General features: G+C 72.1%; 13 protein-coding genes. 7 read left to right on the top strand and 6 right to left on the bottom strand.

The window, feature by feature from the left end; genetic code table 11:
• Positions 1-115 precede the first annotated feature (115 nt).
• From AB0J10_RS29075 to AB0J10_RS29085, 3 genes are all read right to left on the bottom strand, one after another.
• Positions 116-745, bottom strand: a complete 630-nt coding sequence (locus AB0J10_RS29075; RefSeq protein ID WP_363065611.1) for a GNAT family N-acetyltransferase — start codon at positions 743-745, stop codon at positions 116-118.
• A gap of 81 nt (positions 746-826) precedes the next feature.
• A complete protein-coding gene (locus AB0J10_RS29080; RefSeq protein WP_363065725.1) occupies positions 827-1,870 on the bottom strand; it encodes a family 2 encapsulin nanocompartment cargo protein polyprenyl transferase in 1,044 nt (347 codons plus the stop codon).
• A 90-nt stretch (positions 1,871-1,960) separates the two neighbouring features.
• Positions 1,961-3,385: a family 2B encapsulin nanocompartment shell protein gene (locus tag AB0J10_RS29085; RefSeq protein ID WP_363065613.1), complete on the bottom strand. Its 1,425-nt coding sequence runs from the start codon at positions 3,383-3,385 to the stop codon at positions 1,961-1,963.
• A gap of 238 nt (positions 3,386-3,623) precedes the next feature.
• Between AB0J10_RS29085 and AB0J10_RS29090 the strand changes: the two genes are divergently transcribed.
• Complete coding sequence (locus AB0J10_RS29090; protein ID WP_363065615.1) at positions 3,624-4,214, top strand: N-acetylmuramoyl-L-alanine amidase; 591 nt, start codon at positions 3,624-3,626, stop codon at positions 4,212-4,214.
• 78 nt (positions 4,215-4,292) lie between these two features.
• Entirely contained in the window at positions 4,293-5,207 is a 915-nt protein-coding gene (locus AB0J10_RS29095) for a pyridoxal-phosphate dependent enzyme (RefSeq protein WP_363065617.1), read from the top strand.
• Here the strand turns inward: AB0J10_RS29095 and AB0J10_RS29100 are convergent.
• Complete coding sequence (locus AB0J10_RS29100) at positions 5,186-6,784, bottom strand: Na+/H+ antiporter (protein ID WP_363065619.1); 1,599 nt, start codon at positions 6,782-6,784, stop codon at positions 5,186-5,188. The two genes, AB0J10_RS29095 and AB0J10_RS29100, sit on opposite strands and share 22 nt — an antisense overlap.
• Before the next feature lie 43 nt (positions 6,785-6,827).
• Here AB0J10_RS29100 and AB0J10_RS29105 point away from each other — a divergent pair, with 43 nt between their 5' ends.
• The 3 genes from AB0J10_RS29105 to AB0J10_RS29115 all read left to right on the top strand — a co-directional run bounded on the left by AB0J10_RS29105 (position 6,828) and on the right by AB0J10_RS29115 (position 8,760).
• On the top strand, positions 6,828-7,088 hold the full coding sequence (locus AB0J10_RS29105) for a UBP-type zinc finger domain-containing protein (RefSeq protein ID WP_363065621.1): 261 nt from the start codon (positions 6,828-6,830) through the stop codon (positions 7,086-7,088).
• 242 nt (positions 7,089-7,330) lie between these two features.
• The gene (locus tag AB0J10_RS29110) at positions 7,331-7,744 is read left to right on the top strand and encodes an anti-sigma regulatory factor (protein WP_138053254.1); all 414 of its coding nucleotides are present in this window, start codon (positions 7,331-7,333) and stop codon (positions 7,742-7,744) included.
• A 35-nt stretch (positions 7,745-7,779) separates the two neighbouring features.
• Positions 7,780-8,760, top strand: coding sequence for an RNA polymerase sigma factor SigF (locus tag AB0J10_RS29115; protein ID WP_234043078.1), 981 nt, complete (start codon positions 7,780-7,782; stop codon positions 8,758-8,760).
• A gap of 48 nt (positions 8,761-8,808) precedes the next feature.
• On the opposite strand, the gene AB0J10_RS29120 is transcribed toward AB0J10_RS29115, so the two are convergent.
• Complete coding sequence (locus AB0J10_RS29120) at positions 8,809-9,243, bottom strand: hypothetical protein (protein ID WP_363065623.1); 435 nt, start codon at positions 9,241-9,243, stop codon at positions 8,809-8,811.
• Between the two features lie 106 nt (positions 9,244-9,349).
• On the opposite strand from AB0J10_RS29120, the gene AB0J10_RS29125 reads away from it, so the two are divergent.
• A complete protein-coding gene (locus AB0J10_RS29125) occupies positions 9,350-10,318 on the top strand; it encodes a diacylglycerol kinase family protein (RefSeq protein WP_363065625.1) in 969 nt (322 codons plus the stop codon).
• 316 nt (positions 10,319-10,634) lie between these two features.
• A complete protein-coding gene (locus AB0J10_RS29130) occupies positions 10,635-10,892 on the top strand; it encodes a WhiB family transcriptional regulator (RefSeq protein WP_003953983.1) in 258 nt (85 codons plus the stop codon).
• 226 nt (positions 10,893-11,118) lie between these two features.
• Here the strand turns inward: AB0J10_RS29130 and AB0J10_RS29135 are convergent, their stop codons facing one another.
• Positions 11,119-12,585: a PAS domain-containing sensor histidine kinase gene (locus AB0J10_RS29135; RefSeq protein ID WP_363065728.1), complete on the bottom strand. Its 1,467-nt coding sequence runs from the start codon at positions 12,583-12,585 to the stop codon at positions 11,119-11,121.
• Positions 12,586-12,591: the final 6 nt, after the last annotated feature.

Here is a 12,591-nt window from a genome sequence, read left to right on the forward strand (position 1 = left end):
GCCCGCGCGCCGCCGGGGGCGGCCCCCCCCGCGGCCGGCCCCCCCCCCCGGGGGGGGCGGCGGGCGGCGGGGGGGGCGGGGGCGGCCCCCCCCCCCGCGCCCGCGGCCCCGACGTCTACAGAGCGGAGACCCGACTCGCGCCCCCGGGCCCCGGCGCGGCGGGCTCCCGCCACATGGGCCACATCAGCGGGCCGTCGGGCAGCCGGACGGTGCGGTCCGTGAGAGCGAAGCCGAGCCGCTCGTAGAGACGGGTGCTGCGGGCACTGCTCGCCTCCAGATAGGCGGGCAGCCCCTCCCTGTCGCACCGCTCCAGGGCGGGCGCGAGCAGGGCCGTGCCGAGCCCTTCGCCCTGCCGGTCCGGGGAGACGGCGACCAGCAGCAGATACTCGTGCGCCCTGCCCTGCGGATGGACGGCACCGGTCAGCCGGCCGACGAGTTCGGCCCGCTCGTTGCCGGGATCGGCGATCTCCCGCATCCGGGCGGGGGTGTCGTCCTCCTCCTCGGGCGCCTCCGCGGGAACCTGGAGCCAGAGCGCGGCGGCGGTTCCGTCCTCGGTCATGTCGACCCGCCCCTCGGCGAGGGCGATGTCGAGGAAGACCCCGAGGAAGACCCCGTGCACCCGGCGGCGGTGGGCCTCGTCGGGGAAGACCCAGCTGCTGACCGGGTCGTGCATGAACGCCTCGTCGAGCAGCCGCACCACCGTGCCGCGGTCCCGCTCCCCCGCCTGCCGTATCCGTACGCCCATGCCCGGGCCACCTCTCCGCGATCGTCAACCGGCCGCTGCGATACTAGAGTTGCCGACGGTGTCGCGCACGGCCGCCCGCGCTCAGCGGCTGCGGCGCGTGACGAACTCCGCCAGGGAGAGCAGGTCCCCCGCCGCCTTGAGGTCCGGCACCGCACGGGACAGCTGCTGCACGGCCCGGGCCATCCGGTCCGCCGCCTGCAGTTGCGCCCAGTCCCGGCCGCCGGCCCGCTCCACCGCGTCGGCCGCCCGGGCGACCGCCCCGGCGTCCATCGGCCCGGCGTACAGTTCGGCGAGCTCCGCCCCCGCCTCGGTGCCCGAGCCGAGCGCGGCCACCACCGGCAAGGACTTCTTGTGCGCGGCCAGATCGGCGCCGGCGGGCTTGCCCGTGCGGTCCGGGTCGCCCCAGATGCCGATGAGGTCGTCGATCAGCTGGAAGGCCAGCCCCGCCTCCCGCCCGAAGGCGTCCATCGCGGCGATCTCCTCCTCCCCCGCCCCCGCGTACAGCGCGCCGAGAGCACAGGCACAGCCCAGCAGCGCCCCGGTCTTGGCCGTCGCCATGGCGAGGCATTCGTCCAGCGAGACCTCCCTCGGCCCGCGGTGCTCGAAGGCGCAGTCGGCCTGCTGGCCGGCGCAGAGCTCGATCACACAGGCAGCGAGCCGGGCCGAGGCCCCCGCCGCGGCCGGGTGCCGGTCCTCCGCGAGCAGCCGCAGCGCCAGGGCCAGCATGGCGTCACCCGCGACGATGGCGTCCGGGGTGCCGAACACCGTCCAGGCGGTGGGCCGGTGCCTGCGGGTCGCGTCCTCGTCGATCACGTCGTCGTGGAGCAGGGTGAAGTTGTGCGCCAGTTCGACGGCCGCGGCCGCGCGCACCGCCTGCTGCGGCTCCCCGCCGAGTGCCCGGGCGGCGGCGAGCACCAGGGCGGGCCGGATCGCCTTGCCCGCCGCCCCGGCCGCCGGCGTGCCGTCGGCGTGTTCCCAGCCGAAGTGGTACATCGCGACCCGGCGCATGGCCCCGGGAAGGGACTCGACGGTGTCCCGGAGCCGGGGGTCGACGGCACTGCGGGTGCGCTCCAGGAGCCGCGCCGCCTCATGGGCGTCGGTGGCGGCGGCGTCCGGACTGGTCATGGTCACGGTCACGTCCTCTGCTGAAGGGGGTGGGGCGGGGCGGCGCCGGGCCGCCCCGCCGGATCGGCGCCGGACGAGCGGCTGAGGGCGTCAGCGCCAGCGGCTCACCTCGACGTTCTCCAGCACGCCGAGGGCGTCCGGCACCAGGACCGCCGCCGAGTAGTAGGCCGTGACCAGGTAGGAGATGATCGCCTGCTCGTCGATGCCCATGAAGCGGACGGAGAGGCTGGGTTCGATCTCGTCGGGGATGCCGGTCTGGTGCAGACCGACCACCCCTTGGTCCTCCTCGCCCGTACGCATGCAGATGATCGAGGTGGTCCGGGCGTCCGAGATCGGGATCTTGTTGCACGGGAAGATCGGTACACCGCGCCAGGCGGGGATGCGGCTCCCCCCGATGTCGACGGTGTCCGGGTAGACGCCCCGCCTGCTGCACTCCCGGCCGAAGGCGGCGATGGCCCTGGGGTGGGCGAGGAAGAGCTTGGAGCCGCGCCGCCGGGACAGCAGCTCGTCCATGTCGTCCGGCCCCGGCACTCCGTCGTGGGGCTGCAACCTCTGACCATAGTCGCAGTTGGCCAGGAGCCCGAACTGCTTGTTGTTGACGAGCTCGTCCTCCTGGCGCTCGCGCAGCGCCTCGACCGTCAGCCGCAACTGCTGCTCGGTCTGGTTCATCGGCTGGTTGTAGAGGTCCGCGACCCGGCTGTGGACCTTCAGCACGGTCTGGGCGACGCTCAGTTCGTACTCGCGGGGGGCGGCCTCGTAGTCGACGTACGTGTGCGGGACGACGGCCTCGCCGACGTGACCGGCGGAGAGGTCGATGGCGGCCTCCCCGTACTTGTTGGTCCGCTGGTGGGGGATCGACGCCACGGACTGGAGATGGCCTGCGAGGGATTCGGCGCGGTCCGCGAGGATCAGCACGTCCTGCCGGGTGAGCTCCAGCGCGACGCACGCGGTGCCGGCCCGGGCGGTGAACTCCCAGACGGCGTCGCCGTCGACCAGCGACCTGTCACCGAAGTACGAGCCGTCGGCGAGGACTCCGAGCACGGCCTCGTCGCCGTAGGGACCGGTGGCGATCTGCTCCACCCGGCCGTGCGCGAGGAGGAACACCCGGTCCGCCGCCTCGCCCTTCGTCGCCAGTACGTCGCCCGGTGCGAACCGCACCTGCCGGCAGCGCTGGGCCAGTTCGCGCAGCACGGCCCCGTCGTCGTACCCCCGCAGGGGCGGCAGCTCGCCGAGCTCGGCCGGGATGACCTCGACCTGACTGCCCGTCTGGACGAAGGTGACGCGCCCGTCGCCCACCGAGTAGCTGAGCCGACGGTTCACCCGGTACGTACCGCCCTGCACCTGGACCCAGGGCAGCATCCGCAGCAGCCACCGGGAGGTGATCTCCTGCATCTGGGGCGCCGACTTGGTGGTGGTCGCCAGGTTCCGCGCGGCGGCCGTACCGAGACTCTGCTGTGGCAGTGCCGCGTCCTGGCCGCCCTCACGCACCTCGTCACCAACCGAACCAACCGACATGGGACTCCTTCGCAATCATGGGTTGACCTGCGACGAAGAGCCTTCCAGCACGCTGCGTGGATGCGCCATTACACAAATGAGTGGGACTAGAGCGGGATGCGCGCGGGCATGGCGTGCGTTTTCCGCCCGATCGGCGCACTGGCCGGATCGGCTCGCACAGCGTTCGAACGGATCGCCTGGTCACCGGGGTTGGGGTAGAAGCGGCACACGAGCACTTCCAGCCGTGAAGGAGTCGGCCATGGCCCCACCCATGTCCGCGGACAGCTTCCTCGACGCACTGCGCGACGAGGGACTGACGGTCGTCCAGGTCGGTGCCTGGCGCACCCACAACCGCAACCACAAAGGCCCCTGGGGGCCCGTGCACGGCGTGATGATCCATCACACCGCCACCAGGGGCACCGCGGACACCGTCCGCATCTGCCGTGACGGCTACGCGGGCCTGCCCGGTCCGCTGTGCCACGGCGTCATCGCCAAGGACGGCAAGGTCCACCTGGTCGGCTACGGCAGGGCCAACCACGCGGGACTCGGCGACGACGACGTGCTGCGCGCCGTCATCGCCGAGAAGGCACTCCCTCCCGACGACGAGGCGAACACGGACGGGAACCGGCACTTCTACGGATTCGAGTGCGAGAACCTCGGCGACGGCGCTGACCCCTGGCCGGCGGTCCAGCTGGCGGCCATCGAGAAGGCGGCCGCCGCCGTCTGCCGGCGCCACGGGTGGAACGCCCGGTCGGTGATCGGGCACCTGGAGTGGCAGCCGGGGAAGATCGACCCGCGGGGCTTCACGATGAACGCCATGCGCGCCCGGATCACCGAACGGCTCAAGTGACGCGGTCCGCGTGAACCGGACCGCCCCGCCGGCCACGGCGGGGTGAACCTGCCGTGCAGGGGCGGCGAGAATGGCGGGGTGAACGTGTTCGACCTCGCCGCCCTCCGGCCCCGGCTGCCCTCCCCGCTGGAACCGGTGGAGGACGAGCGCTTCGCGCGGCACGGGGTGCGCCTGCTGCTCAAACGGGACGATCTCATCCATCCGGACCTGCCCGGCAACAAGTGGCGCAAGCTGGCGCCGAACGTACGCGAGGCAGCGGGCCGCACCGTGCTCACCTTCGGCGGCGCGTACTCCAACCACCTGCGCGCCACGGCCGCCGCCGGGCGGCTGCTCGGCTTCCCCACGGTCGGCGTCGTCCGGGGCGACGAGCTCGCCGGGAAGCCCCTCAACGCGTCACTGACCGCCTGCGCCGCCGACGGTATGCGGCTGCACTTCGTGGACCGTGCCACGTACCGCCGCGCGTCCGATCCCGAGGTGCTCGGGGGGCTCCTGGAACGCTTCGGGGGGCCGGAGCGGTGCTGGGTCGTCCCCGAGGGCGGCAGCAACGCCCTCGCGGCGCGGGGCTGCACGGTGCTCGGCCGCGAACTCCGCGGCGCGGCCGATGTGGCCGCCGTGGCGTGCGGGACGGGCGGGACCCTCGCGGGGCTCGCCGCAGGACTCGGGGACGGAGCGCGGGCACTCGGATTCCCCGTGCTCAAGGGGGGCTTCCTCGGCGAGCGGACGGGCACCCTCCAGGAGGAGGCGTTCGGCGGACCGGTCGGCGACTGGTCGCTCGACGAGCGGTTCCACTTCGGCGGCTACGCGCGCGTCCCGCCCGCCCTCGACGCCTTCGCGCAGGATTTCGAAGAACGTCATGGACTGCCCGTGGAGCGTCTCTATGTCGCCAAAATGCTCTACGGACTTGTCACCCTCGCCGGCGAGGGCGCCTTCCCGCCCGGCACCACCGTTGCCGCGGTGATCACCGGCCGGCCTCAGTCGACGGCCTCACGGTAGGCGGCCGCCTCCTCGAGGTCCAGCCGCCGCAGCAGCGCCCGCATCATCTCGTCGTCGATCCGCCGTTCGTCACGCAGCCGCACGAACACCTCGCGCTCGGACTGGATCACCTCACGGGTGAGGCGGCGGTAGGTGTCGTCCGCGGACTCGCCCGTGGCGGGGTTGACCGCCCCGAGCCGTTCCCAGGGCGAGTTCCTGCGGCGTTCCAGGACCGTGCGCAGCCGGTCGAGCAGCGGCTCCGGAAGGGCGTTGACCGGATCCGCGACGAGCTCCTCCAGTCGCTGCTCCGCGGCGCGGGACGCCTCGCTCTGCGCCTGCGCCTCGGCCAGGGTGACGCTCCGCGGGTCGCGCTCCGGGAGCCTCAGGAGGCGGATCAGCGGCGGCAGGCTGAGCCCCTGCACGACCAGGGTGCCGATCACCGTGGTGAAGGTGAGGAAGAGGATCAGGTTGCGCGCCGGGAAGGGCTCCCCGTCCGCCGTCAGGAGCGGGATGGAGAAGGCGATCGCCAGGGACACCACGCCCCGCATGCCGGCCCAGCCGACGATCACCGGGGTCCGCCAGTCCACCCCGGGCTCGCGATCCCTGATGCGCCTGGACAGTATGCGCGGGACGAAGGTCCCGGGGAAGACCCAGACGAAGCGGGACACGACCACGACGACGAAGACGACCACGGCGTACCAGGCGGCCTCCTGGAGCGAGAACGAGCCGAGCTTGCGCACCACGTGCGCCAGTTGCAGTCCGATCAGCGCGAAGACGGCCGACTCGAGGATGAAGGCGACCATCCGCCAGACCGCCTCCTCCTGGAGCCTGGTGGCGAAGTCGACCTGCCAGGACCGGTGCCCCAGGAAGAGGGCGACGACCACGACGGCCAGCACGCCGGAGGCGTGGACGTGCTCCGCGGCGGCGTAGGCGACGAAGGGGATCAGCAGGGACAGGGTGTTCTGCAGCAGGGGCTCCCTGAGGTGGGTCCGCAGCCAGTGGATCGGCACCATCAGCACCATGCCGACGCCGACGCCGCCGGCCGCCGCGACGAGGAACATCAGGACGCCCTCCCCCCAGGTGATGCCCTCGCCGACGGCCGCCGCCAGCGCCACCCGGTACGCGGTGATGGCGGTGGCGTCGTTGACCAGGGACTCGCCCTGGAGGACCGTGGTGATCCGGCCGGGCAGCCGGAGCTTGCGGGCGACCGCGGTCGCCGCCACCGCGTCCGGCGGGGCCACCACGGCGCCCAGCACCAGCGCCGCGGTCAACGGAAGGCCGGGGATCACCAGGTGCGCCACCCACCCCACGACGAGGGTGGCGAAGAGGGTGTAGCCGACGGACAGCAGGGCGATCGGCCTGATGTTGGCCCGCAGGTCGAGGTACGAGCTGTCGATGGCCGCGATGTGCAGCAGCGGCGGCAGGATCAGCGGCAGGACGATGTGCGGGTCCAGCGTGTACTCGGGAACGCCCGGCACGTACGAGGCGACCAGGCCGACGGCGACGAGCAGCAGGGGCGCGGGCACCACCGTCCTGCGGGCGATCCCCGCGATCGCGGCGCTCGCCGCGACCAGCGCCACCACCGACAAAGCCTCCATGATCCGCCCCTCACCCGCTCACCCACGTCGTAACCTGGCCATCATGAGCGAGTGCCCGCATGTTCTCGACCTGCCGCGCCCCGAACCCGCGCCCCTCAGCGACACGTGCCTCGGGTGCCGAACGGCGGGGACGCACCCGGTACAGCTGCGGCTCTGCCTGACGTGCGGGCACGTGGGATGCTGCGACTCGTCGCCGGGCCGGCACTCGTCGCACCACTCCGAGCAGGAGGGACATCCGGTGATGCGTACCCTGGAGCACGGAGAGAGCTGGCGATGGTGCTTTCCGGACGGTTCGATCGTCTGACGTCTGGGTACGTCAAAGCTCCGCCGATTTCTCGCAATTGAGGACCGCCGAGCACTAGCCACTGTGCGTACTCATGGGCTTACCATGAGTGACGGAGTCGGGTAGGGGTCCCGGCGACACCGCACCATGGATCGCGATAGCGTCGCCAGTCGAGGTACTGGCTGCGCACCGACGCGCAGTACTCGGCTCCGGGACCGCCCTCCCGGGGCCTCGATCGACCTTGTGCCACCTTGGAGGTGAGGGTGTCCCAGATCGCAGGCGAGCCCGGGACTCAGGACTTCGTGGAAGTCCGGCTGCCCGCTGCGGGTGCCTACCTGTCCGTGCTGCGTACGGCCACGGCCGGCCTCGCGGCGCGCTTGGACTTCACGCTCGACGAGATCGAGGACCTGCGCATCGCGGTCGACGAGGCCTGCGCGATCCTGCTGCAGCAGGCCGTCCCCGGATCCGTCCTCAGCTGCGTCTTCCGGCTCGTCGACGATTCCCTGGAGGTCACGGTCTCGGCCCCGACGACCGACGGTCGCGCCCCGGAGCGCGACACCTTCGCCTGGACGGTGCTCTCGGCACTGGCCGGCAAGGTCGACTCCTCCGTGGCGGAGGACCGGACGGTCTCCATCAGCCTGTACAAACAGCGCGGCGCGGGACCCGGGCCGGCGTGAGGGACGGGGACGGTCCGGTGCGCGACGAGGAGCGGATTCCCGGAACGCCGAACGGCGGTCGCACGGCTCCCGCGGAGCCGGGCGGCGCGCCGGCGGGCATCCCGGAGCAGCAGGCCAGGCCGCACCCGGTGGACGAGCGTGACGGCCTCCCGGCCGCGGCGGAGCAGAAGCAGGCTGGGGGTACCTCCCAGGCGAAGCACTGGCAGAGGGCGGCCATGAGCGAGCACGAGCACGACCTCAAGGAACACGGGCACCACGCTCCGAACGACCGGAGCGAGGCGCGCTCGATGTTCATCGCGCTGCGCGGACTTCCCGAGGGTTCCCCCGAGCGCGCCGAGCTCCGGAACCAGCTGGTGCGGATGCACCTGCCCCTGGTGGAGCACCTGGCCCGCCGCTTCCGCAACCGCGGGGAGCCGCTCGACGACCTGACCCAGGTCGCGACGATCGGGCTGATCAAGTCCGTGGACCGGTTCGACCCCGACCGGGGCGTCGAGTTCTCGACGTACGCGACGCCGACCGTCGTCGGCGAGATCAAGCGGCACTTCCGCGACAAGGGCTGGGCGGTGCGGGTGCCGCGGCGGCTGCAGGAGCTGCGGCTCGCACTGACCACGGCGACGGCGGAGCTGTCCCAGCAGCACGGCCGCTCCCCCACGGTCCACGAGCTCGCCGAGCGCCTCGGCATCTCCGAGGAGGAGGTCCTGGAGGGCCTGGAGTCCGCCAACGCGTACTCGACGCTCTCCCTGGACGTCCCGGACACCGACGACGAGTCCCCGGCGGTCGCTGACACCCTGGGCGCCGAGGACGAGGCCCTGGAGGGCGTCGAGTACCGCGAGTCGCTGAAGCCGCTGCTGGAGGACCTGCCGCCCCGAGAGAAGCGGATTCTGCTCCTTCGCTTCTTCGGCAACATGACCCAGTCGCAGATCGCGCAGGAGGTCGGCATCTCCCAGATGCACGTCTCCCGCCTCCTGGCCCGCACGCTCGCACAGCTCCGCGAGAAGCTCCTGGTCGAGGAGTGACCCTCCGGCGGTTCCGGACGTACGTACGTCTGCCCCGGCCGCGGGAGGCTATGCGCGGCCGCGGATGCCCAGCGCCTCCGTCGTGCGCGGGTCGAGCAGCAGCACCAGCGAGGTGACCGCCACGAAGGCCAGCACGATGCCCGCGGGGATCAGCCCGCCCGAGGAACGGAGCAGGGTCCAGGCCACCGGCAGCGCCATGATCTGGGTGATGATCGCGGGCCCACGGCTCCAGCCGCGCCCGAGCAGCAGTCCGCGCGCCGCGAGCAGGGGGATGACGCCCAGTGCGACCAGCGTCACTCCGCCCGTCTCGGCCTGGGACGTGCTCTCCGGGGCTCCGGTCAGGCCCGAGACCAGCATGTAGAGGCCTCCGGCGAACAGGGCCAGGGCCTCCAGCCCGCACAGGGCGGCCGCCGCGGTCAGCCGGCCGGGCCGCTTCGCGGGTGCGCCGGGGACGGTCTCAGGGGTCTGCTCAGCACTGCTCACCCCTGCAGGGTAGCCCCGGGTCCGGTGCGCCCCGCGGTTCGGGCGGCACCGGGGGCCGTTCGCCCCGGGCTGGGCCGGGTACCCCTTGGTAGGTACGCTGGCGGCCATGCGCGCACTCCTCGTGGTCAACCCGGCGGCAACCACCACCAGTGCCCGCACCCGTGACGTGCTCATCCACGCCCTCGCGAGCGAGATGAAGCTGGAGGCCGTCACCACCGAGTACCGCGGTCACGCCCGCGACCTCGGCCGCCGCGCCGCAGACTCCGACGACATCGACCTGGTCGTGGCCCTGGGCGGCGACGGCACGGTCAACGAGGTCGTGAACGGACTGCTGCACGCGGGCCCGGCCCCGGACGCCCTGCCGCGCCTCGCCGTCGTCCCGGGCGGCTCCACGAACGTATTCGCCCGCGCCCTCGGGCTGCCGAACGACGCCGTGGAGGCCACCGGGGCGATCCTGGACGCCCTGGAGACGGGCAGCGGGCGCACGGTGGGCCTCGGCATAGCGGCCGGTACGCCGGACACTCCGGACGAAGGCGTTCCGCCGCGCTGGTTCACGTTCTGTGCCGGTTTCGGATTCGACGCCGGGGTCGTCGGCCGGGTCGAGCAGCAGCGGGAGCGCGGCCGAATCTCCACGCACTCGCTCTACATACGTCAGGCGGCACGGCAGTTTCTCGCCGACCCGCACCGCCGCAGCGGCGCGATCACCCTGGAACGCCCCGGGGCGGACCCCGTGCGCAATCTGGTGCTGTCCATCGTCTGCAACACCTCTCCCTGGACCTACCTGGGGAACCGTCCGGTGTACGCCGCTCCGGCCGCGTCCTTCGACAGTGCCCTGGACGTGCTCGGCCTGAGCCGGCTGTCGACCGCCGCCCTGGCCCGCTACGCGACCCAGTTGCTCACCTCGACCCCGGATCGCGGCCCGCGCGGCAAGCACGTGGCCTCTTTTCACGACCTCACGGACTTCACCTTGCATTCGAAGGTGGCACTGCCCTTCCAGATGGACGGCGACCACCTCGGGCTGCGCAGCAGCGTGACGTTCACAGGCGTACGCCGTGCACTGCGTGTGATTGTGTGAGCGGAAGGGGCAAAAGTCCTTCCACTCGAACGTTTAGGCGCGGGTCCACCCCATGGAAGTACGGCTGTGACCTAGTCGACACCGAGGAATCAAAAAAAACTTTCCGGAAGGGGTTGTATCCGCCGCCGAGGTTTGCGAATCTCTACATGGCGATCGGGACGGCCCGCAGGACCGGCCTCCACGGAAAGCCAGAACCCCTCCTCAACCTGGACCACAACCAGTTCATCTGGGCGTCGGCTCTTCACTTGCGGGGGGATTCGTGAAAGCGTTCACATTCACAAGCAACCTGCACGTAATACCAAGAGAGGTAGCAGCCATGGACTGGCGTCACAACGCCGTTTGCCGCGAGGAAGACCCCGAGCTGTTCTTCCCCATCGGCAACACCGGTCCTGCGCTGCTGCAGATCGAGGAAGCCAAGGCCGTCTGCCGTCGCTGCCCCGTCATGGAGCAGTGCCTGCAGTGGGCGCTCGAGTCCGGCCAGGACTCCGGCGTCTGGGGTGGCCTCAGCGAGGACGAGCGCCGCGCGATGAAGCGCCGCGCCGCCCGCAACCGGGCGCGCAACGCGAGCGCCTGACGGCCCCCTGCTAACAGCCTGAGCCCGGCGGCGCGTACGGCGAGTACGCATTCACCGCCCCCGAGCCGCAGCGCGCAGCAGTATCCCGAAGCTTTCGAGCCCCGGACCATCACGAACGGTCCGGGGCTCGCTGCTGTGCCCGGGGGGAACGGGGCCGGCGGCCCGCGCCCCGTCCCGGCCGCGGAATCGGCACGGCGGCGTGGCGGAGCCGTCGGGCGGCACGCCCCTACTTCTGACTCCGCACGGGAATGTCGAGGACGACCCGGGTCCCCCGCCCGGTGGCGGGCTTCATGTCGAAGGTGCCGCCCAGCTCCCCCTCCACGAGGGTCCTGACGATCTGGAGTCCCAGGTTGCCCGCCGTCTGCGGGTCGAAGTCCGCAGGCAGCCCCCGGCCGTCGTCCTCCACCGTGATCAGCAGCCGCTCGGCCGAGCGGGGACCACCGCGCGCCGCCGACACCTCGACCGTGCCGTGCTCCCCCGGGGCGAAGGCGTGCTCCAGAGCGTTCTGCAGCACTTCGGTGAGGACCATGGAGAGCGGCGTGGCGACCTCGGCGTCGAGGATTCCGCAGCGGCCGCTGCGCCTGCACTCGACCTTGCCGGGCGAGATCTCCGCCACCATGGCGAGCACCCGGTCGGCGATCTCGTCGAACTCGACCCTCTCGTCCAGGTTCTGGGACAGCGTCTCGTGGACGATGGCGATGGAGCCGACGCGCCGGACCGCCTCGTTGAGGGCCTCCCGGCCGCGCACGGAGTCCATCCGCCGGGCCTGGAGGCGCAGCAGCGCCGCGACCGTCTGGAGGTTGTTCTTCACCCGGTGGTGGATCTCCCGGATGGTGGCGTCCTTGGTGATCAACTCGCGTTCGCGGCGACGGAGTTCGGTGACGTCGCGAAGCAGTACGAGGGAGCCGATGCGGCTGCCCTTGGGCTTCAGCGGGATGGCACGGAGCTGGATGACTCCCCCGTTGCCCTCCACCTCGGCCTCCCGGGGCGCGTAGCCGCTGGCGAGCTTGACCAGGGCCTCGTCCACGGGGCCCCGGGACGGCGCGAGTTCGGCCGTGATCTGGCCCAGGTGCTGCCCGACCAGATCGGCCGCGAGGCCGAGCCGGTGGTACGCGGAAAGAGCGTTCGGGGACGCGTACTGGACGACACCGTCGGCGTCGAGGCGGATCAGCCCGTCGCCCGCGCGCGGCGAGGCGTCCATGTCGACCTGCTGTTCGGGGAAGGGGAACGCACCGGCGGCGATCATCTGGGCGAGGTCGGAGGCGGACTGCAGATAGGTCAGCTCGAGCCGGCTCGGGGTGCGGACCGTCAGGAGGTTGGTGTTGCGCGCGATCACTCCGAGGACCCGGCCGTCGCGCCGGACCGGGATCGACTCGACCCGTACCGGGACCTCCTCGCGCCACTCCGGATCGCCCTCGCGCACGATGCGCCCCTCGTCGAGCGCGGCGTCGAGCAGCGGACGGCGGCCCCGGGGAACCAGGTGGCCGACCATGTCGTCCTGGTAGGAGGTGGGTCCCGTGTTCGGCCGCATCTGGGCGACGGAGACGTACCGTGTGCCGTCCAGGGTGGGGACCCAGAGGACGAGGTCCGCGAAGGAGAGGTCGGAGAGCAGTTGCCACTCCGAGACCAGCAGGTGCAACCACTCGAGGTCGGACTCGCTCAGAGCGGTGTGCTGGCGTACGAGGTCGTTCATGGAGGG

Origin of the sequence: Streptomyces sp. NPDC049887, from assembly GCF_040656535.1 — a bacterium.
GTDB lineage: Bacteria > Actinomycetota > Actinomycetes > Streptomycetales > Streptomycetaceae > Streptomyces.

What these genes read in the sequence shown, in the direction of transcription:
- AB0J10_RS29075 (WP_363065611.1), bottom strand. Translation starts at nt 745, where the DNA reads ATGGGCGTACGGATACGGCAGGCGGGGGAGCGGGACCGCGGCACGGTG.
- AB0J10_RS29080 (WP_363065725.1), bottom strand. Translation starts at nt 1,870, where the DNA reads ATGACCAGTCCGGACGCCGCCGCCACCGACGCCCATGAGGCGGCGCGG.
- AB0J10_RS29085 (WP_363065613.1), bottom strand. Translation starts at nt 3,385, where the DNA reads ATGTCGGTTGGTTCGGTTGGTGACGAGGTGCGTGAGGGCGGCCAGGAC.
- AB0J10_RS29090 (WP_363065615.1), top strand. Translation starts at nt 3,624, where the DNA reads ATGGCCCCACCCATGTCCGCGGACAGCTTCCTCGACGCACTGCGCGAC.
- AB0J10_RS29100 (WP_363065619.1), bottom strand. Translation starts at nt 6,784, where the DNA reads ATGGAGGCTTTGTCGGTGGTGGCGCTGGTCGCGGCGAGCGCCGCGATC.
- AB0J10_RS29105 (WP_363065621.1), top strand. Translation starts at nt 6,828, where the DNA reads ATGAGCGAGTGCCCGCATGTTCTCGACCTGCCGCGCCCCGAACCCGCG.
- AB0J10_RS29125 (WP_363065625.1), top strand. Translation starts at nt 9,350, where the DNA reads ATGCGCGCACTCCTCGTGGTCAACCCGGCGGCAACCACCACCAGTGCC.
- AB0J10_RS29130 (WP_003953983.1), top strand. Translation starts at nt 10,635, where the DNA reads ATGGACTGGCGTCACAACGCCGTTTGCCGCGAGGAAGACCCCGAGCTG.
- AB0J10_RS29135 (WP_363065728.1), bottom strand. Translation starts at nt 12,585, where the DNA reads ATGAACGACCTCGTACGCCAGCACACCGCTCTGAGCGAGTCCGACCTC.